At 56.4% G+C, this 25,679-nt stretch carries 18 protein-coding genes; 11 read left to right on the top strand and 7 right to left on the bottom strand.

Annotation, left to right across the window (positions count from 1 at the left end; all coding sequences use genetic code 11):
• Window positions 1–157: 157 nt before the first annotated feature.
• Complete coding sequence (locus ACR3E6_RS19365) at window positions 158–2,215, bottom strand: dockerin type I domain-containing protein (protein ID WP_480488836.1); 2,058 nt, start codon at window positions 2,213–2,215, stop codon at window positions 158–160.
• A gap of 151 nt (window positions 2,216–2,366) precedes the next feature.
• Between ACR3E6_RS19365 and ACR3E6_RS19360 the strand changes: the two genes are divergently transcribed.
• Genes ACR3E6_RS19360 through ACR3E6_RS19340 form a run of 5 tightly spaced genes read left to right on the top strand, consistent with a single transcriptional unit; the run spans window position 2,367 to window position 11,927 of the window.
• Entirely contained in the window at window positions 2,367–6,278 is a 3,912-nt protein-coding gene (locus tag ACR3E6_RS19360; protein ID WP_480488834.1) for an Ig-like domain-containing protein, read from the top strand.
• Window positions 6,279–6,325: 47 nt separating this feature from the next.
• The gene (locus ACR3E6_RS19355; protein WP_480488832.1) at window positions 6,326–7,159 is read left to right on the top strand and encodes a SapC family protein; all 834 of its coding nucleotides are present in this window, start codon (window positions 6,326–6,328) and stop codon (window positions 7,157–7,159) included.
• Window positions 7,146–8,489, top strand: coding sequence for a TolC family protein (locus ACR3E6_RS19350; protein WP_480488830.1), 1,344 nt, complete (start codon window positions 7,146–7,148; stop codon window positions 8,487–8,489). Before ACR3E6_RS19355 ends, ACR3E6_RS19350 begins: the two co-directional genes overlap by 14 nt.
• Complete coding sequence (locus ACR3E6_RS19345) at window positions 8,486–10,633, top strand: type I secretion system permease/ATPase (RefSeq protein WP_480488828.1); 2,148 nt, start codon at window positions 8,486–8,488, stop codon at window positions 10,631–10,633. The genes ACR3E6_RS19350 and ACR3E6_RS19345 overlap by 4 nt, the downstream gene beginning before the upstream one ends.
• Window positions 10,617–11,927 carry an HlyD family type I secretion periplasmic adaptor subunit gene (locus ACR3E6_RS19340; protein WP_480488826.1) on the top strand — a complete coding sequence of 437 codons (1,311 nt, stop codon included), beginning with the start codon at window positions 10,617–10,619 and terminating at the stop codon, window positions 11,925–11,927. The genes ACR3E6_RS19345 and ACR3E6_RS19340 overlap by 17 nt, the downstream gene beginning before the upstream one ends.
• A gap of 142 nt (window positions 11,928–12,069) precedes the next feature.
• Here the strand turns inward: ACR3E6_RS19340 and ACR3E6_RS19335 are convergent, their stop codons facing one another.
• The 3 genes from ACR3E6_RS19335 to ACR3E6_RS19325 form a co-directional block, all read right to left on the bottom strand.
• Window positions 12,070–12,771 (bottom strand): response regulator transcription factor, encoded by a 702-nt coding sequence (locus ACR3E6_RS19335; RefSeq protein ID WP_152460491.1) that lies wholly within the window; start codon window positions 12,769–12,771, stop codon window positions 12,070–12,072.
• Window positions 12,771–14,636 carry a PAS-domain containing protein gene (locus ACR3E6_RS19330; RefSeq protein WP_480489162.1) on the bottom strand — a complete coding sequence of 622 codons (1,866 nt, stop codon included), beginning with the start codon at window positions 14,634–14,636 and terminating at the stop codon, window positions 12,771–12,773. Before ACR3E6_RS19330 ends, ACR3E6_RS19335 begins: the two co-directional genes overlap by 1 nt.
• Window positions 14,637–14,794: 158 nt before the next feature.
• The gene (locus ACR3E6_RS19325) at window positions 14,795–16,327 is read right to left on the bottom strand and encodes an alkaline phosphatase family protein (protein WP_209835057.1); all 1,533 of its coding nucleotides are present in this window, start codon (window positions 16,325–16,327) and stop codon (window positions 14,795–14,797) included.
• 261 nt (window positions 16,328–16,588) lie between these two features.
• Here ACR3E6_RS19325 and ACR3E6_RS19320 point away from each other — a divergent pair, with 261 nt between their 5' ends.
• From ACR3E6_RS19320 to ACR3E6_RS19305, 4 genes are read left to right on the top strand one after another with little or no spacing between them, the layout of a single operon-like run.
• Window positions 16,589–17,713: an ABC transporter permease gene (locus ACR3E6_RS19320; RefSeq protein ID WP_480489160.1), complete on the top strand. Its 1,125-nt coding sequence runs from the start codon at window positions 16,589–16,591 to the stop codon at window positions 17,711–17,713.
• A gap of 1 nt (window position 17,714) precedes the next feature.
• Window positions 17,715–18,530, top strand: coding sequence for an ABC transporter ATP-binding protein (locus ACR3E6_RS19315; protein WP_171636362.1), 816 nt, complete (start codon window positions 17,715–17,717; stop codon window positions 18,528–18,530).
• Window positions 18,531–18,535: 5 nt separating this feature from the next.
• A complete protein-coding gene (locus tag ACR3E6_RS19310; RefSeq protein WP_171636364.1) occupies window positions 18,536–19,852 on the top strand; it encodes an MlaD family protein in 1,317 nt (438 codons plus the stop codon).
• A complete protein-coding gene (locus ACR3E6_RS19305) occupies window positions 19,849–20,505 on the top strand; it encodes an ABC-type transport auxiliary lipoprotein family protein (protein ID WP_480488822.1) in 657 nt (218 codons plus the stop codon). Before ACR3E6_RS19310 ends, ACR3E6_RS19305 begins: the two co-directional genes overlap by 4 nt.
• A gap of 83 nt (window positions 20,506–20,588) precedes the next feature.
• Here the strand turns inward: ACR3E6_RS19305 and ACR3E6_RS19300 are convergent, their stop codons facing one another.
• Entirely contained in the window at window positions 20,589–22,169 is a 1,581-nt protein-coding gene (locus ACR3E6_RS19300; RefSeq protein ID WP_480488820.1) for an FMN-binding glutamate synthase family protein, read from the bottom strand.
• Between the two features lie 249 nt (window positions 22,170–22,418).
• Between ACR3E6_RS19300 and ACR3E6_RS19295 the strand changes: the two genes are divergently transcribed.
• Complete coding sequence (locus ACR3E6_RS19295; RefSeq protein WP_171724558.1) at window positions 22,419–22,787, top strand: fluoride efflux transporter FluC; 369 nt, start codon at window positions 22,419–22,421, stop codon at window positions 22,785–22,787.
• A complete protein-coding gene (gene crcB, locus ACR3E6_RS19290) occupies window positions 22,784–23,146 on the top strand; it encodes a fluoride efflux transporter CrcB (protein WP_171724559.1) in 363 nt (120 codons plus the stop codon). Before ACR3E6_RS19295 ends, crcB begins: the two co-directional genes overlap by 4 nt.
• On the opposite strand, the gene ACR3E6_RS19285 is transcribed toward crcB, so the two are convergent.
• Both ACR3E6_RS19285 and ACR3E6_RS19280 read right to left on the bottom strand, forming a co-directional pair.
• The gene (locus ACR3E6_RS19285; protein WP_480488818.1) at window positions 23,143–24,666 is read right to left on the bottom strand and encodes a DHA2 family efflux MFS transporter permease subunit; all 1,524 of its coding nucleotides are present in this window, start codon (window positions 24,664–24,666) and stop codon (window positions 23,143–23,145) included. The genes crcB and ACR3E6_RS19285 overlap by 4 nt on opposite strands.
• Complete coding sequence (locus tag ACR3E6_RS19280; protein ID WP_480488816.1) at window positions 24,663–25,646, bottom strand: HlyD family secretion protein; 984 nt, start codon at window positions 25,644–25,646, stop codon at window positions 24,663–24,665. Before ACR3E6_RS19280 ends, ACR3E6_RS19285 begins: the two co-directional genes overlap by 4 nt.
• Between the last annotated feature and the right edge of the window lie 33 nt (window positions 25,647–25,679).

The following is a 25,679-nucleotide window of genomic DNA, read 5'->3' as shown; positions in this document are numbered from 1 at the left end:
CGGCGCGACAACACTTGGGCCGAAAGCTAAAGCACCGCGTCATGGGGCGGCATCCGAACGCTGAGGCTGGGTCGTGTCGATTTGGCGGCAAAAGCCAATCCGCACCTTACCGCTAAAAAAGATACAACTTTGCTTTGGCCTAGATATCTTTCGGCACTCAGGCCGCTTCGAGATTTCCCAACAGGATGGAGGTCATGTCCACGTTGATGACCCCATCCACCGCCACAACATCGACACCCGTCTGATAGGTTACATTGTCCTTGGTTATTCCGGAAAGGTCCGCGTTCTCATCCAGAAATACCCATTCAGGGTCATGGGCCGTGGGCTGCCCGACGGCGACTTGCAAAATTGCAAGCGCATCCAGGGCGTTCACGGTGCCATCCCTGTTGACGTCTGCCGCTATCAGGTTTTCCGCGGTCGCTGGACCCCATGTCGGGTCAAGACCAACCGAGATACGCAACACTTGCAAAGCGTCCAGCGCGTCAATCTTCCCGCTTGCCGTGGAATAGTGTTTGGTGATGTCCAGCACTCCGGGAAAGGTGCCATCGGGCAATTCCAGATCAAACCGCCCCTGACTATCTGCGGTGGCGGATACCGTACCCCCGCCGTCCGGCGTGAACCGGATTTCCGCATCCGTCAGCCCCGGATTCGCAACCTGGCTGTCCACCGTAATCTGCCCGACCAATCCATCAGAGCTGCCCGGTGTCAGCCCGCCCAGGTCCCCGAAATCTACCGGGATGTGATCCGGTCCGGCGATGCCTGCGCCAAAGATATCCGTGCTTGTCAAAGCGCCGCCCGACGCGGATTGGACCTGCACGATCTCGCCGCGATATTCGATCTGAGCCCCGTTTGCTGTGCTAGTAAAGGTCAGTTGCTGAGGCGACCGCAACAGCAGGTAGTCGAACATATCCAGACGATCCAGGCCCGCCTGAAAATCGGTTATTGTGGTCAGACCGCTACCGGACTGCATCACGAAGATGTCGGCCCCTGCACCACCTGACATCGTCGTCGCACCCTTCCCCGCGATGAGAATGTCGTCTCCGGCGCCTCCTAAAAGGGTCGTGTCCAGAATACCGCCGCTGAGGATATCGTCCGACGCGCTCCCGTTCACGGTACCGAACCCCTTGCGCACCACACCCAGATCATCGACCGGGACCGTCAGGACGTTCACCCCGGCATCCTGTTGTGATGTCACGAGAATTTGCAGCTCGTCGCCCACATGTGCAACCGCCAGCGATTCGACATTCTGCAATCCACTGGCCAGCGTATCCGCGAAACTGTCCATATGAACAAGTTGACCTTCGGGTGTCAGAGTGAACAGAGACAGGCCATCATCGCCGCCGCCTGCAACCACAAAGACCCGACCGTTCACGTCTATGACCGCCAGATCCTGAACGGATTCAAACCGCGTATGAAGCGTATCAAGCACATGGTCCGTCGCCTTTAAACTTCCATCGCTGCTCAATTGAAGAACACTGAGAGAGTTGCTGCCGGACCCTGCCACCACGACCCAGGATTTGCCGTATGCCTCTACGGTCTCGACATCTGTTGGGGTTGAAACACCTAGGGTTCCGAGAGCCGAGTCATTGTTGATCTCGGTTAACGTGCCGGTGCCGGAATCGATGCGATATGTCGAGACAGAGTTTGTTGCCGCGTCACTTGAGATCAGAAAATGTTCCGAACCCGACCGCAACGTCTGCATGGCATCCGCCGTGCCGGCAATCAAACCCGCAATACTGAGCGTCCCGTTCGCGTTCACATGATAGGTTCCGATATTGCCAGTACCCTCATGCGCCATCGCAAGGACATCCGAAGACCCCAGTGAAAACTGTATGATGGCCGAGATATCTCCGCCTCCGTTGAGCACACCCGTTTCCTTCAGGTTACCGATCGTTCCGTCCGCGTTCACGTCATACCCGACCAGGCCCGTGGCAGTATTGATATCCAGCGCGATCTGCTCGGTTCCCGCCAGCGTTATCGGCGTGGCACTGCGCCCCACCTGGAAGGTGATCGAACCGCTGTAATACTCGGTATCAACCAGCTGCGGCAGGGCACCGTCGGCCAGCCGCCAGACCGCGACACCGCCACCCGGGCCGGTCACCGTGTAGAGATACGTATTCCCGTTAAGCGTTTTTAAAGCCGTATCGCCGATACCTGAATCGAGCGCCGTGCTCCCCGTTGCCACTACACTTTCGAACTGAAGCATCACAGCCATCACCTCCTGCGCCACCCCTGGCAGTTACGGCAAGATGACCAGATGAGCAGACCGAAACCGAAGCAGAATTGTGGTGAAAACGAGAAGTTCGGTTTCAGTTTAACTCAATTTTTTCAGGTCCGATCGCAACGGCAACAAATGGGAAAGACAGATGAGCAAAACGCCAAACAGCACATCGTTTCCTGTTGCGATGATCGCGGACACCACATGCGAGGGCACGATGACCAAAGCACCTGAGGCCAACAACCGTCCGGCGGCTGACTCAACGGACGGAGATCGCAAATCTCAAGTTCAACAATGGATCAAGGGAAAGCTTGGTCGTTGGGCGGGTCGCGGCGCGGCTGGCGGCCTCATGTCCACATTGATGGCCTTGCCTGCCTTGTCACAAGCAACCATCGAAGAGCTTTACGCCTTCCAGTTTGCAGAGACAATTCCGGGTGTGCGCTCCGCCAAGTTGCTGAAAAACGGCGATGTTCTTCTGAAAATGGCTGACGGTCGGACGATGATCGTGGCGGCGGAAAACGTGCAGGTCCTGGACAGCGGCGCAATCATGATCGCAGAAGAGGCGGTTGCTGAAATCGCCCAGTTCAGCGCAGCTGAAGCTGGCGCAGCAGCTGGCGGAATCAGCGGCGCCGGGGCTGCACTGGGCGGCCTCGGGCTGGCTGGTGCAGCTGCCGCTGCGGGCGGAGGTGGCGGCGGCGGCGGCGATTCCCCGGAACCTGTCGCGCCAGAGCCTAAACCCCAACCCCAACCGGAACCGAGCTATACCAGCCTGAACCTGGCCGAACTTCAGGCAACGGCATTGAACAGCGCCCTTACCAATGCTGCCGCACCCGAAGGAACATCGACAGTCGAGGTCACGATAGGTTCGCTTGTCAAAACCGTAACGCCCAACGATGACGGCAGTTGGAGCGTTTCTCTCACGTCGGCCGAAGCCAATGCGCTTCCGCAAGGCGTTTCTACGGTGACAGTCAGGCATCTGGACGATTCAGGCACGGAACTGTCAACCGAATCCGTCAAGTTCGATATTGATACAATTCCTCCAACCCTGTCGATCAGCGGGTTTTCCGATGGCGCTGTTTTGAATTCGATCGAACAGGCAACGGATCTGACGGTCACCGGAACAACCGATGCAGAAGACGGGCAGACCGTTACCGTCTCAATGAACGGGCAAAACTATTCGGGCACGGTATCCAACGGACACTGGAGCGTCACTGTCCCGGCGGCAGACCTCTCGGCCCTTCCTGATGGCGCGACGATTGACGTTACCGCGGATGTTGCCGACGCGGCGGGAAATTCCGCACCACAGGCGAGCGGAAGCTTTGATACTGATTTCACCGCACCAACTGTTTCTCTGGATCCCGTGGCTGGCGGCTCGATAGAACTGATCGACGTAGCCGGCGACCTGGCCTTGACCGGTTCCACCACGGCAGAGGATGGTCAGACCATCATCGTCACGTTCAACGGACAAGTGCATACAAGCACCGCGTCTGGCGGAAGCTGGAGTGTAACGATCCCCAATTCCGATTTGAGCAGTCTTTCCACCGGAGTGCCGGCATCTGTTCTGGTAGCCGTCGAGGACGTGTCGGGCAATCCGGCAGTACCGCTTCTTGTATCGGTTCCCGTGGACCTGACCGGCCCTTCCATTTCTATATCACCGCTTCCTGTTGGGTCCGTACTGAACGCAGCCGAAGCCGGATCCGACTTGACCATCAGCGGGCTGACGTCAAACGTTGAGGATGGTCAGCAAGTTACTGTAACCCTCGATGGTCAAACATATTCCGGCACAGTATCTGGCGGGGCCTGGAACGTGACTGTGCCAGCTGGGGATCTGGCGTCCTTGTCGGATGGAGGCAACTTTTCTGTTACCGCAGATGTCGACGACGCCAGTGGCGTCACGGCACCGCAGGCCGCAGTGACATTTTCCAAGGATGTGACCGCGCCGACGCTTAGCATCGACAGTTTCTCGGACGGAGCTGTCATGAACGCATCCGAGCGGGCCACGGATCTTTCCATCTCGGGCAGTACGACAGCTGAAGACGGACAAATCGTAACCGTCAGTCTGAACGGGCAGTCCTATAGCGCAACGGTTTCTGGCGGCAATTGGAGCGTAACCGTACCTGCTTCGGATCTGGCAGGTCTTTCTGACGCGGCGACCGTCACCGTAACCGCGGATGTCTCGGACGCTGCCGGGAATCCGGCCTTGCAAGCGAACAACAGCTTTACCACCGATTTCACGCCACCGACGATCGGAATTTCAACCGTATCCGACGGGGCCGTCATGAACGTCGTTGAACAAGGAACCGACCTGACGGTGTCAGGAACGTCCGATGCGCCCGACGGAACAGTTGTTACCGTCGAAGTCACGCGCGCTGACGGCACTACGGACGTCACCGGAACGGCAACAGTAACCGGGGGTACTTGGACCTATACGGCAACCGTGACAGATTTGTCTGCCCTGCAAGACAACGAGACTTACAATATCAATGCGTCGATCTCGGACGCGACGGGAAACCACAATCAAACCACGACAAGCTTTGCCACTGACTTCACAGCACCTTCAATAACCATAAACAGTCTGCCTGTGGGTGCCGTGTTGGACGTGACCGAAAGGGGCGTGGATCTTGCAATCTCAGGCACGACCACGGCTGAAGATGGCCAGACCGTTTCGGTCACATTCGGCGGGCAAACCTATACTGGCGTCGCATCAAATGGCTCGTGGGCAGTTACCGTTCCAGCAAATGATCTTGGAATGCTCTCTGACGGAACGAGCTATTCCATTTCCGCCACTGTTGACGATCTGGCCGGAAACAGCTCGGCCGCGGCGAACAGCTCACTTTCCACAGATTTTCGCCCCTTGTTGACGTTGAACGATGTCGGGGTCAACAATTCGATTGGTCTTGCCGATGCCAAGGCCTCCGGGATTACTATCGGCGGGTCATCGACCGGATTGTCAGTCGGCCAGTCGGTGGATGTCACGTTAAACGGCAGTTCGGTCGGATCTGCAACGGTGGCCGCAGACGGATCCTGGTCGCTGGCTGTCGCAGCGTCCAACTTTTCGGCAGTAGAGGCAGGTGATGACCTTGTCTTTTCCGCGCAGGCGACAGTTGCGGGTAGACCAGATCCGCTGCCGGTTTCCGAGCAAGCCGTTGCGCACGAACCCGCCGCCTATGTGATTTCTGAAGTTGGGCGCTCGGGATCTACAGTGACGTTCGCAATCTATGCCGAAGCCGACCGCGATATCTCTGGTGGTCTGGCGTTGACGGCAGAGCTCGGATTTGACCCTTCGGTTGTCACCTTCAACTCTGCATCGGTTTCGGAAAACAACGCCTTCGATTTGTTTTTGGCCAGCCCAGGCGCCGGGGGCGCGATGAATTTTGCCGGGGCCGCGACAACCTTTGCAGATCTTTCTCAGCCGCTTGTCACTTTCACGATGACGATCCAGGACTCCAGCCAGCCTATTGAACTGACGATCAAAACGTCTGATGGCGGGCCAACGACAGTGCAGTTTGGCACCAATGGTGATGACACGCTCAACGCTGCGAATACGGACACTATCACGCGCGGCGGTGACGGCGACGATACCATTGATGTTTCTGCAGCAGGGCGAGACATCGTCGTCTTCGAGGCGGACCCGGCCAGCAATGGTACAGATATTGTGACTGGCTTTACGATTGGCCCGGCTGCGGATGTAACTGACGCACTGATGTTCCACGGGCTGGACACCAATACGCTTCGCGGTGATGGCACCGGATTCGAATTGCTTTCCACCGGGGACACGTTGGGCACAAACACCGGATTTGTCGGCCTCAGCACGGTACTCACAGACCTCAACCTCAGCACAATCGAAGCCGCTGTCGAGAGTCTTGCCGGAGCCATGGCGGGCGATGAACTTTACGTGATGGCAACCGACGGAACAAACAGTGTTTTGGTCAAGGTAGATTTCCAGGCGGCGAACGATGCCAGCGTTGAAACCGTGGCCACGTTCCAAGACCTGAGCGATCTGAGCGGCCTGACCGCAGATAACATCCTGCACACCGACCCGACCGGGGCAACGGCCTGATCCAGACCGGCGCGCATACAGACGTAATTCAACATCATGAGGCAGTTATGGCACAGAATGGCTTAACTCCGGTCAGTCTTGGACGACATGGTCATCGGTTCTGGCGGCGGTTCACCTCGTTCGATTTCGCAGGGACTATGGCAGATTGCCCTGTGGTCGAAGCAGAAATTCTTCAGGCCGCCGCCACATTTCCAATCACTTTTCGGAAATCTGAACACGGCTTTTACCCAGTGGCTGTTTTGTCCATGCAACCAGACCAGCCTACGCCATTTGTATCAGCGCATGGCAAATGGCTGGCGACTTATGTCCCATGCGTCTTGCGCTGTGCTCCGTTTCGGCCACGACTGATTGAATCGGATGGTGACGGCAGTGACGAATTGCTTGTCGACGAAACGGCGGGGCTTATCACTGACAATCCGGAGGACGAGGTATTCTTCGACAAATCTGGGCAATTTGCGCCGGAATTGAAAAAAGTCGCAGCCTTTTTTCGCGCCCTGCAAGAGTCGATGAAATACACAACTCATCTGTGTCGTGTTCTTGCTGACATGGGATTGTTTGGTCCGCTTACCTCTTTTCAGGGGGTTAAGTTTCCGAGCGGGCATTTTGGCGTCACGCAGAAAGCCCTGGAGAAAATTCCCCGCGCGCACTTGTCACTGCTTACATCGAATGGGGGGTTGCGACTGATTCACGCTCATCAGATTTCGCTGACCCATAGTATCTGGCTGACACATGCACATGCCCGCGCACATCGGGAAGCTGATAGTTCTCTGACACAACAGACCACCGGTGTTTCAGGGTTCTTGGACGCGTTGGTTGCGGCACAACAGAAAGAAGAAGCCATGGACCATTGCAGTCAGGAGGGTCATCATGCGTTCCTGTAAAGCAGTGTTGTCCTGGGTTGCGTTCGCTCTGCTTGCAATAGCGTTGTCCGCCTGCACGCCCCCTCCTGATTTGACTCCAGTGGCAGTGTCCTTTGCACCCGGGACCACCGGTGCAGGGGCAGCAAAGCCATCGGCAAAGCTCAGCAGTAGTGCATTCGGGCAACGCGTGCGCCAGGCGGTGGAGACAAGCCCGACACTGGCGCAAAGTAATACCAGGATGGATATCGCATCAGCCAATCAAGATGCAGCGGAAGGCGCCTTTCTTCCGCAGATCTCGTTGGGAATAAATGCACGGTCTGAACGGGTCGAATCTGATATTGCAGATGTTTCACCCTATCTGAGAATTTCACAATTGGTTTATGACGGTGGGGCTGCCTCGGGGGATCTGACGGCAGCCCGGGCACGTATTCTGGAAACACGGGGCGATCAGATTCAGACGGCATCGGCCACGGCGCTGGCCGCCATCGAGACCTATGTGCTTGTCATTGATCAAAGAAAAATACTCCGCATCGTGGCCGACAATGTCTCGGTTCATGAAGAACTGGTGCGTCAGATTTCGGACCGCACAGCGGGCGGCGCCGGTTCAAATGCAGATGTTCTGGCCGCTCAGTCCAGAATGGCAGATGCACGCACAAGACTGGCTGATGCGCGATCACGAACTGATCGGGCCGAAGCGCGGTTTCGAGAAGTGTTCGGGACTTTTCCCGGATCATTGCCCCCTCCTGTACCAGCCCCACCGCTGAATAGAAGTGATGCCCAGATCGTGATGAACAGCCCTCAGATCCGTAGGGCGGATGCCAGCTTGCTGGCAGCCAAAGCTGAATGGTCGGCCGCTCAGGCACGGCGCAAACCGAACGTTCGGGTCGCCGCATTTGCCAACCAGGATGACACTCGGGATGCAAATTTTGGCGTGGATCTTTCTTTCAACTACGAGCTGGACAGCACCGGCCAACGCCGCGCCGCCATCGCCGCCGCAGAAGCAAAGGTGAAAGAAGCGGAGTTCGCGCGAGAGCAATTGGTTCGCGAAATCATGCGGGAGCTGGGCTTTATTCGATCCGATCAAAAAGCAGGCGCGGAACGGCTGCGCGCGGCCCGTATTGCGGCAAGTGCCAATGCCGACAGTGTTGCTGCATCCCGCGCACAGTTCTCGATCGGGCGTCGCAGCCTGATCGAAATCCTGGACGCTCAACGCGATTACGTAAATGCGCAAGAACGCCTGATTCTGGCCGAACAGAGTTATTTTCTGACCAACTACGCGGCTCTGAGCCTTACCGGAGACATTCTGGACCTGCTCGGAATTTCGCTTGGCAATTGGATCGAGGTGAAATGAGCACGTTTAAATCAATGCAGGACCGCGCCCGTTTGACATGCTACGAAGCCTGCATTCTGAATATCGCAGCGACGCTTGAACGCCCTCTGACCCTTGCAACGATCCAGGCGTCGCAGACCGGTTCGGACGGGGATCTGACTGTTCGTGACATCCTCTCGGTGGCGGAAAACACTGGTCTACAGGCGGGCTATGGCGAGCGGTGCATCGCGAGTTTTGACGAAGCATTGGCCCCGGCCTTGTTGCTGATGACCGAAAACAAGGCTGTTGTGTACCATGGCCGCGCAAAAAACGGTGCCTTGCTGATCTATGACCCGGAACTTGGTGAAGGAATCGGCGAAGTTTCAGAAGAACAGCTGGCCAATTCATACACCGGTTTCGCGGTCTTGTTTCGGCGAAATCATACAGATGAACTGGACGCCGGTCACACGGGTAACCGAGGTCATTGGTTTCGCGCGGCGTTGTCCGCCAATCGATGGACTTACATACAGGTTGCTCTCGCTGCGGCTCTGGCAAACCTTCTTGGCTTGTCGACCTCAGTTTTCATCATGGTTGTCTATGATCGCGTGTTGCCCAATGAGGCAACCGAATCGCTTATTGCCTTGACGGCGGGCGTAGCTCTGGCGCTGCTATTTGACTTCGTGCTGAAATTGCTGCGAGCGGCGTTTATCGACAAGGCCGGGCAAAAAGCCGACTTGTTCATGGGGCGGCGAATTTTCGACCACGTTCTGAACATCCAGATGAAGTCACGCGCGGGTTCCACCGGCGCCATGACCAGTACCATCCGTGAGTTCGAGACCCTGCGTGAGTTCTTCACATCCGCAACGCTTGTTGCCGTCGTGGATCTGCCGTTCATCGGGTTGTTCGTATTTGTGATTTACCTGGTCGGCGGACAACTGGCATTGGTCCCGGCTCTGGCCGTGCCTGTGGTTCTGCTGACAGGTTTGGCCGTACAGCCGCTTCTGTCGCGCATGGCAGAAAAGAGCCTGTCCGACGGGCAGTCCAAACAGTCGGTCCTCGTAGAAGCCGTCTCAGGCCTTGAAACGATAAAGACAACAGCAGCGGGCCGGCAAATGCGTTCCCGATGGGAGCAGGCGATAGAACGGCAATCCTCGCACGGTGCTCAGAGCCGGACCGTTACACAATTTGCTCTCAACCTGACCGGTTTTACGCAACAAGCGGCACAGGTGTTGATCGTGTTTTATGGTGTTTTTCTGATCACAGACGGCCAGACCAGCATGGGCGCTTTGGTTGCTTCAGTAATGCTGACAGGGCGGGCCCTGGCACCCTTGGGCCAGTTAGCGCAAACGTTGACAAGGCTTAACCAAGCCCGAAGTGCATACCGAAACCTCAACGCGCTGATGATGGCGGAAAGCGAACGCCCACTAGGCCGAACATGGGTGAACCGGCCCCATTTCAAAGGAGCGATCGCCTTCAACAACGTGTATTTTTCCTACCCTGACCAAGGGGAAGATACCCTGCAAGGCGTTTCATTCACGATCAAACCGGGTGAAAAAGTGGCGATCCTTGGTCAGATTGGCTGCGGTAAAAGCACCATCGCACGTCTGATGCTGGGATTGTACGCGCCGCGTGTTGGATCTGTTACGTTCGACGGTCTTGATATCCGCCAGATCGATCCTGGCGATCTGCGCCGCAATATCGGATCCGTCTTACAGGACATATGGCTCTTTTCCGGATCAGTCCGGGACAATATCGCAAGCGGTGCAATCCGGCCAAAAGATCACGAACTGATCGAAGCAGGCCGCGCCGCCGGGGTTGAGGATTTCGTGGCCAACCATCCCGGGGGTTACGATCTTCAACTCGCGGAACGCGGCGAAGGCCTCTCTGGCGGACAGCGTCAAGCCATTGCCCTGGCAAGGGCACTCATAGGCCGTCCGCCGGTTCTCTTGCTGGATGAACCAACAAGCGCGATGGATGTCAAAACCGAAGCCCAGGTTATCCAACGTCTGAAAGAATGCACGGTAGAGTCCACCATGGTTGTCATTACACACAGAACCAGCCTGTTGGAGCTTGTTGACAGAGTCATCATCCTTGAACACGGGAAAATCGCGGCGGATGGCCCCAAAAGCATGCTGACGCAACATGTTCGCCGGACAGGGAGGCACCTGAATGTCGCAGCATCCTGATCTGGCCACCCTGGCGCGCAAGATGCAGGGACGCTCTCCTGTTCGGAGTTCCTTGCTGCTTTTGGTGATTTTGCTCTGCCTGATCGCCGCCCTATTGTGGGCGCACCTGACTGAACTGGACGATGTCACGCGCGTGGACGGCCGGATCGTGCCTTCCGGAGACATCCAGCTGATCGAAGCCACCGAGCCCGGCGTATTGCAGTCGTTGCATGTGCGCGAAGGCCAACTGGTCGAAAAAGGTTCTCTGCTTATGGAACTGGAAACAACCCAAATTGACAGTCAGCTCAGTCAGGAACAGCAACGCGCGTTCGGGCTGATGGCGCGCATCCAACGCCTTCGGTCCGAAATTGATGGGACACAACTGGATTTCGATGTTCAACTGATCAACGGCGCGCCTACCGTCGTGCAATCTGAAACTGCACTGTACCAAGGCCGGCGGGCCGAGTTGGAGGCAGAAATAGCCATCTTGGAGCGTCAGCGTCAGCAAAAACAGCGAGAATTTGAGGAAGGCCTGGTCGATCAAGTGACGGCAGAGGAAACCTTGCTGGTCCTGGCTGAAGAAAGGGCGATCATGGCGCCGCTGGTCGAGCGTCAAATGGAGCCTGCAACAACATTGCTTGCGTTGCGACGAAGTGAAGCCGAATGGCGCGGTCGCAAGGTGCGGGCAGAAGCCGTAACCAACAGGTTGCAAACGGGCTTGGACGAAATCGACGATCGAATTCAAGCGGTGCGAAGCCGGTTTCGCAGCGCCGCGCTGACGGACCTGGCGCTTGCCACTGCCGAGCTGGCTGCCTTGCAACCCGCCCTGCCCGCTTTGCGCGACCGGGCCTCAAGGGCGCAGGTTCGGTCTCCGGTACGCGGCATTGTAAACCGGATTCATCGCTCTACCATTGGCGGTCTTGCCCGCAGTGGAGAGGACCTTGTTGAAATCGTGCCGCTGGACGACACATTGCTGGTTGAAGCCTATGTAAAGCCCGAGGACATTGCGTTTCTGCATTCTGGTCAGCCTGTGAAGGTCAAAATCACGGCTTATGATTTTGCACGATATGGAGCGTTGGATGGGGAAATCATCCGCATCGGAGCAGACACGGTCACTCGATCTGAGCGGAATGACGAAGAGGTCTTTGTGGTCGAGATTCGAACCAAAAGCACCATGCTTGATGGGAATGGCATAGCAGTCGAAATCATACCTGGAATGATCGCCGAAGTCGACATTCTGTCGGGTCGCAAAACAGTGCTGGACTATATTCTGCAACCGGTTGTGAAGATAAAGGATCAGGCATTGCGCGAATGAGCGATGGGGCAATTGGGGACAGACGTGTCACTTCCGATACGGAAATCTCGGTGTCAGCAGCTTCAGCACGGAAGGCTCGAAAGGGTCAAACAAACATGGAAAACAACTCATCTGACCAAGTCTCGGCCGGTTGGATCTGCGACTACTTCCAACCGACATCACCCAAGAATATATACCCCGCCCCATAGATCGTCTTGATCAACCGCGGGTTCTTGGGATCTTCTCCCAGCTTGGTGCGCAACCTGGAAATCCGAACGTCCATCGCCCTGTCAAAACTGTCTCCGGCTGCGCCACCCAGGGACTCCTGCATTTGCCCTCTGCTGATCAGCCGCTTGGGGCTTTCCAGAAACAGCCGCAGGACTTCCCCCTCTGCATGGCTGAAAGGCGTTTCGTCACCTGATTCACTTTCAAGGACGTATCGGTCAAAATGTGCGGTCCAGCCGTTGAATTCCGCCGTATCCGAATGAGAGGTCTGAGTGCGAGGTGTTCTTAATCTTGCCCTGATCCGCGCCACGACTTCCGCAGGGTCAAACGGTTTTGTAATATAATCGTCTGCCCCAAGTTCCAGCCCCGTAACACGGTCCTGCACCTGCGCGCGCCCCGAAATGATGATCACTGCCGCGCCTTGTTCCAACGCCAGACGATGAACCAACGCCAGCCCATCCGTATCCGGCAATGACAGGTCGACCAGACAGACATCGGGTGTCACACGGTTGAGCGCAGCCTCGAACTCTCGTGCGCGGGAAAAACTCTGCGTACGGAAACCGGCATCCTCCAGAGCGTCCGTCAGGATGCGCCGGATTTCGGGTTCGTCGTCGAGGATGGTAACCAGCGGTTGCGTCATCAGGCGGCCTCGGTTTGGATCAGGGCTGACAATTGAGCCTGCGAAAACGGTTTACGCAACACCGGGGCCAACGCAAGGGCGCGCTGGTACAACCGGTCCGAACTGGGCAGCGATGTCATAAGGATACATGGCAATCCTGGCTTCACCTGCCGCAAAATGTCCAGACCGGTACCACTTCCTTCGAGACGGATATCGGACAGGACAAGAGAAATGTCTTCAACGCTGTTAATCAACGCCAGCGCCTCATCTACCGAATTGGCCTCGATGACGGCGAAGCCCAGCTCTACCAGCATATCCCGAAACTGCCCCCGCAAATCTTCGCTGTCTTCGACCAGAAGTACCAGACCGTCTTGCACGGGCGGAGCTGGCCGATAGGGCAACCGCAAAACGACGGACGCGCCTGATACCGTGTTCTTGAGATTCAGATCGCCCCCGGCCAGCTTGACAGTGTCATACACCATGGGCAGACCAAGCCCCGACCCGTCGCTTCCCTTGGTGGTAAAGAACGGGTTCAGCGCCTTTTCCAGCGCCTCTGGAGTAAAGCCCGGGCCAGTGTCCGATACGGTGATTTCAACCCAGATTTCTCCGATGGTATGCGCGCTGATTGTAATCTGACCCGAACTGCCGCAGGCATCCCGCGCATTCAGCACTAGGTTCAGCAACGCATCCTGCACCATTCCCGGGTCCAGCATCAAAGCCCGGTCGGGCAAAGTGTTGACCACCGACAAACCGACGCCGCGCGGCAAGGAAGGCGAGGCCAATATTCTCAGGTCTTCCAACAGCGCCTTCATGTCCGTGGCCTGAGGATGTGGCGTTCGGTTCCCGGTCATATCCGCAATCCGGTTCAGCAATTGCCCACCCCGACGCGCCGTTTGCTGTGTCGCGGCAACCAGCTCATGTGCTTCATCCGACAGGTCCATTTTGTTCAGTTTGGACTGCATCCCAAGAATGATCGTCAGCAAGTTGGAGAAGTCATGGGCCAATCCACTGGTCATCTGGGCGGCCATAGCCCGCCGACGCGTTTGCTGCAAAACGACGCGCGCCTGCGTTTCTTCGGTGATATCAACCGACATTACATAGACGCCACCGGCGTCATCGGGCGTGAATGAAACGCGGATACGGCGGGAATCCTGATCCTCGGTGAACTCGAATACGGAGGTTTCTCCGTCATATGCTTTTGCCAGATGCGCTTTGACCCGCCGATACGCGGCGGCACCAAGAGCTTCGGATATGTGAAGCCCAAGAACCTCCGACGGACGTCCGGGAAGGACCGCGCTCAAACGGCGGTTGGAGTAGTCATATCGACCAGTGCTATCCAAATGCGCGATATGAGCCGGCATCATTTCGGTCATCATGCGTGTGCGGGCTTCGATTTCGGTCAGCTCGCGTTTGGCCTCTTCCAATGCCTTGATCGTGGCCGCAAGCTTTCGGTTGGTTGCAGACAGTTCTTCGGCGTGGCCGAGTAATTGTTCCGACAATTCTTCCGATCGCGCCCGCAGCAGGTTTTCTGCACGCCGGGTGCCGGTAATGTCAGTGTAAACCGCAACCCATCCGCCCTGTGGCAACGGCGCGCCTTCTATCGAGATAACCTGCCCGTTGGGCCTTACGCGTTCCATGTAATGAGGCTCGAAAGCCAAAGCCTGCTCGACGCGCAGGTTCACCATTTTTTCCACACTTTCTTCGTCACCGTATTCGCCACGGCTGGCGAGAAAATGGATGGTATCCCGAAACAAGGCTCCGCGTTCGACCAGCTCGTCCGGCAGGTCGAACATTTCCTTGAACCGACGATTGCTCAGCACCAGTTTCAGGTTGCTGTCATAGATCGAAAGCGCCTGACCGATGAGATTCAGTCCGGCAGTCGTCATCGCCTTTATGCGCTGTTCGGTGATGTCCAGGTTCGTCTTCTCCACGCCCCATGGGTACCATCAGAATTGATGCGCCGGTAGTGGAATTGATGAACGACAAAACGTCTCATGCAACTTCCATGATCCAACTGAAAAGAGCGCGAAAGCGTGCAGTAATCCTAATATCTGGAACGGGACTTCGCGCCTTCGGAAGTGATGGAGTGCAACGACAAGGTATGATCCATGTTTCGCATCCGATGGCGCAGCATCTGTCTGCCCAACCGGGCAAGATCAGCCGCAAAAGCGGGGTTTTCCGCAAGGTTTTCGAATTCTCCTTGTCCCTGGTGATCAAACAGGATCGGCGGCAGGTCGGCTGCAAATTCGATCAACGTGAATCGTTCGTCCCGCAATATTCCCAGACAGGAATCACTGTTGCCCGTTCCCAACCGCCGCTGCCAGAGGGTCGGTTCTTCGGGTTCCGAAAAATCCAGCTCGCTGAAGGAATAGCTGCGCCAATCACCGGGAACGTCGCCTTGCAACAAGGGCAACAAAGACCTGCCATCCATGGCGTTTGGAACAGTCTGCCCAATCCAATCAAGGATAGTCGGCGTGACATCAATCGACTCGGTAGGAACGGTCACTTTCGCGCCGGCCATGGCCTCGTTCCCCGGCAGACGTATCATCAACGGTGTGTGATAGGCCGCGTCGTACACAGTCATTTTGCCCCAGCTGTACCTGTCGCCCAGCATTTCGCCATGATCAGCCGTTATGACCAGCATGGTATCGTCGTATTGCCCACTGTCCTTGAGATACTGAACGACGCGCCCGATATGGTGATCGACCTCGGTCGCCAATCCCAGATAAACGGCGCGCAAAGTGCGGATGTTTTCATCCGTTGGCTCAACGTCAGCAAAGCCATGAACGAACTTTTCTGCCGTATAGGCGTCCAGCTTTGGTCCGAAAAACGGATGCAGTGCCTTTTCAGCGGCTTCGCTTGGCAGGCGTTTCGGCAGAGGGATTTCCGCCGGATCGTACATGTCGTTATACGGGGCAGGCGCAACCAAAGGTGGATGAGGACGGATGTAAGTCAGATGAGCAAACCATCCCTCGCCTTGATGAGGTGCAATCCCGTCCAGAAACGCATCGGTCAGGAAGGCTGTGTCGCTGTGTTCTGCCCGATACATGGCCGGGTCGTTCAGCTTGGGCGTTTGACCATCCGGTGAGACAGGCTTGTAAACATCCCAATATGTATCGAACGTATAGCCATTTTTCATTAAATATGATCGCCAGGGGTATGACTCTTCCAGGCGCATTTCGACAACTTCAAGGAACCCGTTCATCGATTGCTCGTAAGATTTGAGCACGGGATCGTTGGGATCATGGACTCGGGGATCGGCAGAGGTATCGGTGTACCCGAACAGCATCGGCATATAACCCGCCTTTCGCATTTCCGTGGCGATGTTCGGCGTGTCATGACGCAGCGGAGTACCATTTCGCACGGAACGGTGGTTCATCGCGTATTGGCCGGTCAAAATCGATGCGCGGGATGGCCCACAGGGATTGGTGACAGAGAAGTGGCGCGTAAAACTTACCGCCTCGTCCATGAAAGCCCGAAGGTTCGGTAGCTGCACGTGCTCGGCCAGAGCGCCATTCAGGCAATCTGCCCTCAATTGATCGATGATGATGAACAGAACGTTCTTGGCGTGATGCATACCGACTTCTCCGAATTCCGCACCCAGGGTTCCGCAGCGGAATGTGTCCCGCTTCCGTTTTTCGCGCAACCGATTAGTCCAACAGCCCTGCGTTTTCTTTTCCGGCCTGACTTGAGTCGAGAAAAGTAACACCCCTGTTTACAGTTACGCTTGCTTCAACTCATGGTCCGGCGTGACGCCAAGGCCATCCTGTGCGGCAAAAACCACGTCAAAGGGCACAAAGTCATTGCAGGCATTGAATGTTTTACTTCACATGGCACCATGACGCAGCCAACGATCACATCAGAGCGCGACGCCAGCGGCAATCAAGTGCGCATTTCTGGTGAGTTGCTCACACAATCCCTGCAAACCGTGGAGCGTGATTTTGCTGCGGTCCAACCTTGCGGGGGCAAAGTCGTTATTGATCTGTCCGGTATAGAAGCATTGGATACGGGCGGAGCCTGGCTGGTTGCGGACCTGGGCCGGAGGTTCACGTCAAACGGTGCCACGCTGGAGTTTCAAGGTGTGAAACCCGCACATGCGACACTGATAGACACGGTGACACGCAGCATCCCGGACAAACCCGGCAAGCTTGGGGACCCTCGTGGATTTCTGGACTGGGTCGCACATGTGGGTCAGGGCACATTCGGAGCCTGGAAGGATACCCTGTCGATTCTCGAATTTCTGGGCCTCACCCTGCACCGCTTGTTTCGGACCCTGGTTATGCCGTGGCGTCTGCGCAAAGCGGCCCTTGTCACTCATATGGAGGAAACCGGGGTCAAAGCCCTTCCCATCGTGGCCCTGATGGGTTTTCTGATCGGTGTCGTGCTGGCCTTTCAGGGTGCGACACAACTGAAACAGTTCGGGGCCGAGATCTTCGTGGTCGAACTGATTTCAATCTCGATTCTGCGAGAGCTGGGAATTTTGCTGACCGCGATTATTGTTGCCGGCCGCTCGGGTTCTGCATTCACGGCCTCGATCGGTTCGATGAAAGTACAGGAAGAGATCGACGCCATGCGGACGCTGGGCCTTGACCCGATCGAGGTTCTTGTCATTCCACGTGTTTTGGCGTTGCTGATCATGCTGCCCATTCTTGGCTTTGTCGCAGATGTTGCCGGCCTCTTCGGCGGCGCGCTGATGAGCTGGATCGATCTGGGCGTAAGCCCTGGCATGTTTGTCACCCGTTTGAAAGAAAACACCGATGTCTGGCAACTTGCGGTTGGGTTGATCAAGGCACCATTCTTTGCGCTGGTCATCGGGGTCACAGCATGCTGGCAGGCCTTGCAGGTCAAAGGGTCGGCCCAGAGTGTGGGGCAGCGTACAACCGCCTCGGTTGTGCAATCCATTTTCATGGTGATTGCAATCGACGCATTGTTTTCGATTTTCTTTTCCGAAATCGGAATCTGACATGAACGATAGCACGCAACACGAAACGGAACAGAACGCAGCGCAGCGTGACGCCGTGATCCGCGTTCGCGGTCTCAGAAACCAATTCGGAACGCAGGTGGTTCATGACGATCTGAACCTTGATGTCTGGCGCGGCGAGGTTCTGGGCATTGTTGGCGGGTCCGGAACCGGAAAATCCGTCTTGCTACGTACAATTGTGGGTCTGAACAAACCTGCTGCTGGCAGTATAGAAGTGTTGGGAGTGGATGTCCTGAACGGTCCCGAAGAGGAACGCCGCAGGATCGAACGCCACTGGGGCGTGGCCTTTCAAGACGGTGCGCTGTTTTCATCGCTGACCGTATTGCAAAACGTGATGGCCCCACTGCGAGAACATACGGGCATCAGTGAAAAACTGATGGAATCTCTGGGTGCGTTGAAGATCAGCCTTGTGGGTCTGCCCCAGCTGAGTTGCGGCAAATTTCCATCGGAGCTGTCAGGCGGCATGCGAAAGCGCGCGGCGCTTGCACGGGCACTGGCGCTTGATCCCGAAATCGTTTTTCTGGATGAACCGACTGCCGGATTGGACCCGATTGGCGCGGCTGCGTATGATGAATTGATCGGCGAATTGCAGCAGGCACTTGGGTTGACTGTTTTCATGGTCACCCATGATCTGGACAGCCTTTACGCCATCTGTGACCGAATTGCAGTGCTTGCAGAAAAACGCGTGCTGGTTGAAGGTCCGATTGAGGATATGACCAAGGTGGATCATCCTTGGGTGCAGGAATATTTCACAGGCCCCCGCGCCCGCGCGGCGCAACAGAAGGGTCAGGACAGGTAAAGGCGATGGAAACCAGAGCAAATTACATCCTGATCGGCGCGTTCACCCTTGCGGGACTGTTGGGCGTATTCGGCTTTTTCCTGTGGTTGGCGAAATTCGAAGTGACCCGGCAATACGCTTACTACGATGTATTGTTCGATAACGTCTCGGGGCTTTCGGCGGCGGGCGGGGTGAATTTCAACGGCCTTCCTGTTGGGCAGGTGATCTCTCTGAACCTGGACGAGGACGATCCGTCCAAGGTTCGCGTGCGAATAGAAGTGGATGCAGATATTCCGATCACCGAAGAAACGATCGCCCAGCTTCAATCGCTGGGTGTTACCGGCGTCGGTTACGTTGAACTTACTGGCGGGTCGCCTACTGCCGAAAGATTGCCGCAGGACAGCGTGATCAAAAGCAAGCGCAGCACCATCCAGTCATTATTTGAAGGCGCACCAAAAGTGCTGGACGAGGCCGTTACACTTCTGGAAAGCCTGAACAAGGTCGTCGACGACAAGAACCGGCAAGCCGTGAGCAGCATTCTGGACAACCTTGCCTCTGCGACTGGCCGGCTGGACAAAACATTGACAAGCTTTGAATCCGTGGCCAGCGACATAGGCAGTGCAGCCAAGGATATCGGTGAATTTTCAAAACGTCTGGACCCTTTGATCGAAACGGCGGATACGACCCTCAAGACCGGCACGGACACGCTCAATTCGGTCAAGTCCGCGTCCGAGTCAGCCAGGGCTGCGCTGGACGAAGCGAAAACGACGATCGAAACGGCAGACCGCATCTTGCAGCAGGACGTTCGACCTTTCATCGAACGCGGGTCGCAACTGGCCGAACGGTTGACCCTCTTGTCGGACGAAGGCAGCGTCACGCTGGGGATCGTGAACGAGACCGTGTTGAACGCCAACACGACACTTGGTTCGATCACATCTGCAATGGACACGGCCAAAGGTGCGCTGTCTTCGGCGGAAACGGCCTTTGAATCGGCCAACCGCGTCATGGAAGAAGACGTGGCGCCCGTAGCGGAAGATATCCGGAAGGCGGCCAACCAGGTCACCGAAACAGTCTCGAACATCACCGGTAAGATCGATCAGATTTCAGACGATGTCCTGAGCGCTTCGAACTCTGCGTCAGAGCTGCTGGGGACAATTGACGGCATCGTTCAGACCAACCGCCGGCAGGTGTCAGACTTCTTGCGGGTGGGTCTGCCGCAATTTATTCGCTTCGTCGAAGAATCCCAACGCCTGGTAATCAGCCTCGACCGTCTGGTGGACAAGGTCGAACGTGATCCTGCGCGGTTTCTGCTGGGCACCCAAGCATCGGAGTTCCGTCAATGATCAAGCCTGCAATTGCAATTCTGACGTTTGCATTGGTCGGTGGATGTGCCGGTTTGGGCACTTTGAAACAAGCCGCGAAACCCAACGATCTGTATCTGTTGACACCCAAAAGCACATTTTCGTCGGCGTTGCCGCGAATACAAAAACAGATCGTAGTTGAAGAACCAACAGCAACCGCCGCTGTGAATACGGATCAGATCGCCATTCAGCCCACCCCGTTCCAGGTTCAGTATTTGCCGCGGGCACGTTGGGTGGATCGCGCACCCCTGATCGTTCAGACGCTGTTGATCGAAAGCTTTGAGAATTCTGGCAAAGTCGCTGCCGTTGGCCGGTCAACGGTCGGTCTGCGTGCTGATTACGTGATCGCACCGGACCTGCGCGAGTTTCAGGGGATTGTTGTCGCGGACCCCGAGAACGGAGATAAAATCCGTATCGAAGTGCGCATGAACATCAAGGTCATCGATGAATACGACGACAAGATCATCGCTTCGAATTCGTTTCAGGAAAATGTCGTTGCCGCAAGCGACCAGACATCAGATCTGATCAAAGCGTTTGATTTGGCCTTGGGGCGCGCGATGCGAGATTCTGTTGAATGGAGCATTCGCAGGATCAGCACGCATGTGGCCAACAATCCCAGATCGAACCCCAGTTGAGTTAAGCCACATGTCAAAACAGTAAGTGCGGGCGCAGTTCGCCCACACCTGTTCTGGGTAAACGGTTGTTAACGGATCGGGTCTCAGAAACGAGATGCCGAAGCGCGTTCCCAATCCGCCGCGAATTCCTCGGGCACAACACCTGCCAGCAGCGCACCATCCTCCAGATAGGTGTAGAGGTCACCATAGGTTCGCTCATGCTCGTCCGCCGTGCGCCGCAAAATGTCGCGTGGATGCAGCTCGGACACTTTTTCCTTTCCCATCGCACCCAAGAGTTCGCGGAAACTTTCGAGTGTTGCGTCGTGATACCGGTGAACGCGCCGCCGCTTTTGCGGGATGTTCACAGCGCGCCCGCGCACGGGATCCTGAGTGGCGACCCCGGACGGGCAACGGTTGGTGTTGCAATGCAAGGCCTGAATGCAGCCCACCGCAAACATCATCGCCCGTGCCGCGTTGCACATATCCGCACCAAGCGCGAATTTCTCGACCATGTCGTATCCGGTCGCCACTTTGCCCGCGCAAATGATCCGGATCTTGTCGCGCAGCCCAACGCCACGCAGGCAATTGTTTGCGAAAATCAGCGCCTCGTTCAGGGGCATACCCAGACGGTTGGTGAACTCGACCGGGGCCGCGCCTGTACCCCCTTCTGATCCGTCAATGGTGATGAAGTCCGGCAAAATCCCTGTCTCGAGCATGGCCTTGCAGATCGACATGAACTCGGAAGGTTTGCCAATACACAATTTGAAGCCGACAGGTTTGCCGCCGGACATTTCGCGAAGATCTTGAACGAAGTGCATCAACCCCGAGGGCCCGTCAAAAGCGCTGTGAGTTGGGGGGGAAATCACATCCTGATGCTCGGGCACCCCGCGGATTTCGGCAATTTCGGCATCGACCTTGGCAGCGGGCAGAACGCCCCCATGCGCAGGCTTGGCACCTTGGGACAACTTGATCTCGATTGCCTTGACCACATCCTTTGTGGCCTTTTCGGCGAACTTGTCCTTGTCAAACCCGCCTTCCGGCGTTCGACATCCAAAATAGCCCGTCCCAATCTGCCAGATGATATCGCCGCCTTCGGCCAGATGGTGAGGAGACAACCCGCCTTCACCGGTATTGTGGGCGAAACCTCCATCCTTTGCCCCGCCGTTCAGCGCGCGGATGGCGTTGGCGCTCAGGGCGCCGAAGCTCATGGCCGAAACATTGAGACGCGAGGCGCTGTAAGGCTTTGTGCATTGTGGCCCGCCCAACATGACGCGATCTTCGCTTTTGTCCACGTGCTTGGGCGCAAGCGAATGATTTGCGCGGTGATATCCGACCTCGTTTATGTCGTATTGCGTTCCGAAGGCCTGCGTATCCATCTGGCCCTTGGCGCGGGAATAAACCAGGCCGCGTACGATCCGGTTATAAGGTCGGCCGCTTTCGTTGGTTTCAACGAAATACTGTCGAATTTCCGGGCTGACGAATTCAAGCATGTACCGGAAATGCCCCAGAACCGGATAGTTGTTCAGCACATTGTGCTTGGTAGTCAAAACATCATAAAGGCCGATGACCGCGTAGGGCACCAAGATGACCAAAAGCCAATGTACGGGTGGCCAGAAGAACCCCAACAGCAACACGAACGGCAGGCAGACATAGCTCAGAAAATAGTAGATCCTGCGTACAATCATGTTCCTGTCTCCTCATGTTTCCGACCGGTGGTTGCGCGTTCCAACAGCACTCAACGTGAAACAGATTGATTTTTAATTGCAAGCTTTCGCGGGAATTTATCCGCCCAAAGACGAAAACGTGAAAGTGCGTTACGGTGGCTCAACAGTTGAACAGGGTGTCGCCAGTGGATATGCCACGCATACCAGAAGGCGACAGGCATACACTTGACAAAGACGCATTCCCAACCCCGACGCGACCGAAAGAGCCTTATGTTTCTCGCCGTCTTTGCCGGAGGAGCGCTGGGATCGTTGTTGCGCGAAGTTTTCGCGCTGGAAATCCCCGGCCTCAGTTTCCTCACGTCGACCTTCGGCATTAACGTGGCGGCCTGTTTCGTCTTGGGGTGGCTGTATTCAATACGTCACAAGGTGCACGCGCATGTTCTGCATCTGGGCGCGGTCGGATTTTGTGGTGGGTTGTCCACCTTTTCATCTTTTGTAGCTGATCTGGAACGTATTGCCGAAAGTGATCTTTGGGCCGTGCCGCTTGCTGTCGGGTTGGAAGTCGCGTTAGGCATTGGCGCTGCCCTGGTCGGAGAGAAGCTGGGCAACCATTTTCATTCCGAGAGGTCACCGTCATGAATGACCTCTATCTTCATGCGATGTTCGGACTGGGCGGAGGCCTGGGGGCGGTCCTGCGTCATTGGCTGGCTTTGAAAGTGCGGCACGATTTGCCCTTTTCGACGTTGATCGTCAATGTATTGGGCAGCCTGCTGCTGGGGATCTGGATCGGCTATCTGGGCGGCCCTGTCGACATCCCCGAGGATCAAAGACGGCTGGTCTTTGGATTCTGCGGCGGGTTCACCACGTTTTCCAGCTTTGCCTATCAATCTCTTGAACTTCGGCGCGAGCGCACTCTGGTTCTGGCAGCTGGCAATATCCTGATCAGCCTGGTGCTGTGCTGGTTCGCCCTGTGGCTTGGGCTGACCTTGACGCGCTAATGCACATGAGCGGCAACATGTGACCCGGGCTTCGGAGCGCGACAAAAGAAAAGCAATGGAATTGTCGCCAAGGCAAGCAGACCCAGATTGTTGAATACGGTCAAATAGGAAATCATCTCGGCCTGCTTCATGATTTCCTGGCCCAGAATGGCAGCACCTTCAGCGCTGTCCGGCGCAAGGCCAAGCGGGCTCAGATACGCCTGGGCCGCGGGGTTGTAGGGCGTCACATTCTGGCTGAGCACCGCCGTATTGGTCTGCAACCCGCGTACAACCCAGGTGCCGACCAGCGAGATGCCAACCGACGACCCCAGTTGCCTTGTCACGTTGAACAGACCAGAAGCTTCGTCCTGCCGGCCTTTACTGATGCTCTCGAAAGCCAGTATCGACATGGGCACGAACACAAGACCCATCCCGAGGCCGCTGATGGCCCCCGGCCATGCGAGCTCCCAAAAACCGGCATTGAGGTTGATGGCCCCCATCATGAAATTCCCTATTGCTGTCAGCAACAGGCCGATGCCCGCCAGCAGGCGCGGATCGAAGCGGTTTACCAGAACTGCGCCGGTCAGAACCATGGACAGCCCTGCGGTCAGGCCACGCGGAATGAACAGATGGCCCGACGCGATGACTGGGAAATCCAGCAGACTTTGAACAAGCGTCGGCAAAATCGCGATGCCCCCGAACAGAGACACGGCAAAACCCGCGATGATCAGATTGCACAGGGCAAAGTTTCGGTCTGCGAACAGACGCAGGTCCACAACCGAATTGCGAGAGGTCAACGCGTGAAAAATGAAACCAAACGCCCCGATAACTGCTGCGATCACAGCCACCTGGATGACGCGGGACGACATCCAGTCCAGTGTCTCGCCTTGATCCAGAACGAATTGAAGGCACCCGATTCCAATAGCCAGCAGAGCAAGGCCTTTCCAATCGATCTGAACCTCCTCGGTTTTGTCTTCCGGCAATTCTCCGGCCAGCAGAAGCAGCGCAAGGGCCGCCACAGGAACATTGACAAAGAAGACCATCCGCCAGGAAAAATATTCGGTCAGGATTGCACCGACCGTTGGCCCCAGTACCGGCGCCACCACGACGCCCAGACCGAAGATGGCCATTGCCTGTCCGCGCTTTTCCCGCGGGAAGGCATCAAATAGAATGGACTGGGACAAAGGGATCAGGAAAGCGCCGAACATGCCCTGAGCCAGCCGAAAGGCAACGATGACCTCAAGGCTCCAGGACATGCCGCACATCATCGACATGACGGCAAAACCAGTCACCGCCGTCAGGATCAACCGTCGTCGGCCCACGCGTCGGGCGACGAACCCTGTCAACGGCATGATGACCACCGCGGAAACGATATAGCTGGTCAGAATCCATGTCGCCTGATCGGTCGTCGCCCCGAATGCGGCCTGGATATGCGGCAACGCCACATTGACAATCGTACTGTCCAGGACTTCCAGAATGGCGCTGAGAACAACGGCGATCACGATCACCATGTTCACATGGCCGGACGCCGCAGGGGTCATTTGCCGTCCACCGGACCTGTTGTATCTACGACAACTTTGCTGCTGCCTCCGACACGCAAGGGCGCATCGGTCGGGTCAAGCGCGATCCGAACCGGAAATCGCCGGGTGACCTTGACCCAATTCCCGCTCGCGTTTTCCGAGGGCAACAAGGAAAACGTGTCCCCAGACCCTCGCCCGATTGACGCCACCTTACCTGTAAGCGTCGTTCCGCGGAGCATATCGACACGTATTGTGACCGGCTGCCCCGGACGAATGCGCGCCAATGCGGTCTCTTTGAAGTTCGCGTCCACCCACCAATCGGACGATTCGACAATCGAGAATTGCGGGGCATTGGCGGACACCGAGGATCCTGGTCGAAGAGTCAGATTGGCGATCCATCCGTCGGCCGCAGCATGGATCTTGGTCCAGGCAAGGTTGGTTTGCGCAATTTCAAGTTGTGCCCGCGCAGACAGGATATCATCCTGTTTTGCCTGCAACCCGCTTTTCAGTGCCAAAAGGCTGGATTGGCTGGTCGTCAACCTTGCAGAGGCTTGGGCGAAATCCGATGCCGTCTGATCCAGCGATGCCTGCGCGATATCGCCTGATGCGAACAGGGCTTTTGCACGTTCAAAACTCTTCAATGCAGTATCGTAGGCCGATTGGGCGCTGTCGACCGAAGCCTCAGCTGCCGCAATCTGTGTGGAATAGGATTTGGCCTGTTGTATCGCACTATCCAGATTGGCTTTGGCTGCATCCACAGAAGCCTTGAATTGAGTGTCGTCGATCGTGAAAAGCAGATCGCCGTTTTTCACGGGCTGGTTTTCGATCACATGTACATCGGCCACCTGCCCAGTCACCTGCGCAGCGACGTAGATAATGTTCGCGCCCAGATATGCATCCTGAGTGGACGGGTAGCGCTCTTCGTGCCTCCAGAACAGAACAAGACCGACTGCAATTGCTGCAAGTATCAAAGCCACGGCTGCGATTTTGAGTGGCTTCATTCTCATATCCCGTTCTGCACGCGCCCCATGCGC

The sequence above is a fragment of the Ruegeria sp. AL3 genome, from assembly GCF_056536065.1.
This window is presented reverse-complemented; position numbering and strand designations above follow the sequence as displayed.

Excerpts from the sequence above, each read along its gene's own strand:
- ACR3E6_RS19365 (WP_480488836.1), bottom strand. The coding sequence starts at position 2,215 with ATGGCTGTGATGCTTCAGTTCGAAAGTGTAGTGGCAACGGGGAGCACG.
- ACR3E6_RS19360 (WP_480488834.1), top strand. The coding sequence starts at position 2,367 with ATGAGCAAAACGCCAAACAGCACATCGTTTCCTGTTGCGATGATCGCG.
- ACR3E6_RS19355 (WP_480488832.1), top strand. The coding sequence starts at position 6,326 with ATGGCACAGAATGGCTTAACTCCGGTCAGTCTTGGACGACATGGTCAT.
- ACR3E6_RS19350 (WP_480488830.1), top strand. The coding sequence starts at position 7,146 with ATGCGTTCCTGTAAAGCAGTGTTGTCCTGGGTTGCGTTCGCTCTGCTT.
- ACR3E6_RS19345 (WP_480488828.1), top strand. The coding sequence starts at position 8,486 with ATGAGCACGTTTAAATCAATGCAGGACCGCGCCCGTTTGACATGCTAC.
- ACR3E6_RS19340 (WP_480488826.1), top strand. The coding sequence starts at position 10,617 with ATGTCGCAGCATCCTGATCTGGCCACCCTGGCGCGCAAGATGCAGGGA.
- ACR3E6_RS19335 (WP_152460491.1), bottom strand. The coding sequence starts at position 12,771 with ATGACGCAACCGCTGGTTACCATCCTCGACGACGAACCCGAAATCCGG.
- ACR3E6_RS19330 (WP_480489162.1), bottom strand. The coding sequence starts at position 14,636 with ATGACGACTGCCGGACTGAATCTCATCGGTCAGGCGCTTTCGATCTAT.
- ACR3E6_RS19325 (WP_209835057.1), bottom strand. The coding sequence starts at position 16,327 with ATGCATCACGCCAAGAACGTTCTGTTCATCATCATCGATCAATTGAGG.
- ACR3E6_RS19320 (WP_480489160.1), top strand. The coding sequence starts at position 16,589 with ATGACGCAGCCAACGATCACATCAGAGCGCGACGCCAGCGGCAATCAA.
- ACR3E6_RS19315 (WP_171636362.1), top strand. The coding sequence starts at position 17,715 with ATGAACGATAGCACGCAACACGAAACGGAACAGAACGCAGCGCAGCGT.
- ACR3E6_RS19310 (WP_171636364.1), top strand. The coding sequence starts at position 18,536 with ATGGAAACCAGAGCAAATTACATCCTGATCGGCGCGTTCACCCTTGCG.
- ACR3E6_RS19305 (WP_480488822.1), top strand. The coding sequence starts at position 19,849 with ATGATCAAGCCTGCAATTGCAATTCTGACGTTTGCATTGGTCGGTGGA.
- ACR3E6_RS19300 (WP_480488820.1), bottom strand. The coding sequence starts at position 22,169 with ATGATTGTACGCAGGATCTACTATTTTCTGAGCTATGTCTGCCTGCCG.
- ACR3E6_RS19295 (WP_171724558.1), top strand. The coding sequence starts at position 22,419 with ATGTTTCTCGCCGTCTTTGCCGGAGGAGCGCTGGGATCGTTGTTGCGC.
- crcB (WP_171724559.1), top strand. The coding sequence starts at position 22,784 with ATGAATGACCTCTATCTTCATGCGATGTTCGGACTGGGCGGAGGCCTG.
- ACR3E6_RS19285 (WP_480488818.1), bottom strand. The coding sequence starts at position 24,666 with ATGACCCCTGCGGCGTCCGGCCATGTGAACATGGTGATCGTGATCGCC.
- ACR3E6_RS19280 (WP_480488816.1), bottom strand. The coding sequence starts at position 25,646 with ATGAAGCCACTCAAAATCGCAGCCGTGGCTTTGATACTTGCAGCAATT.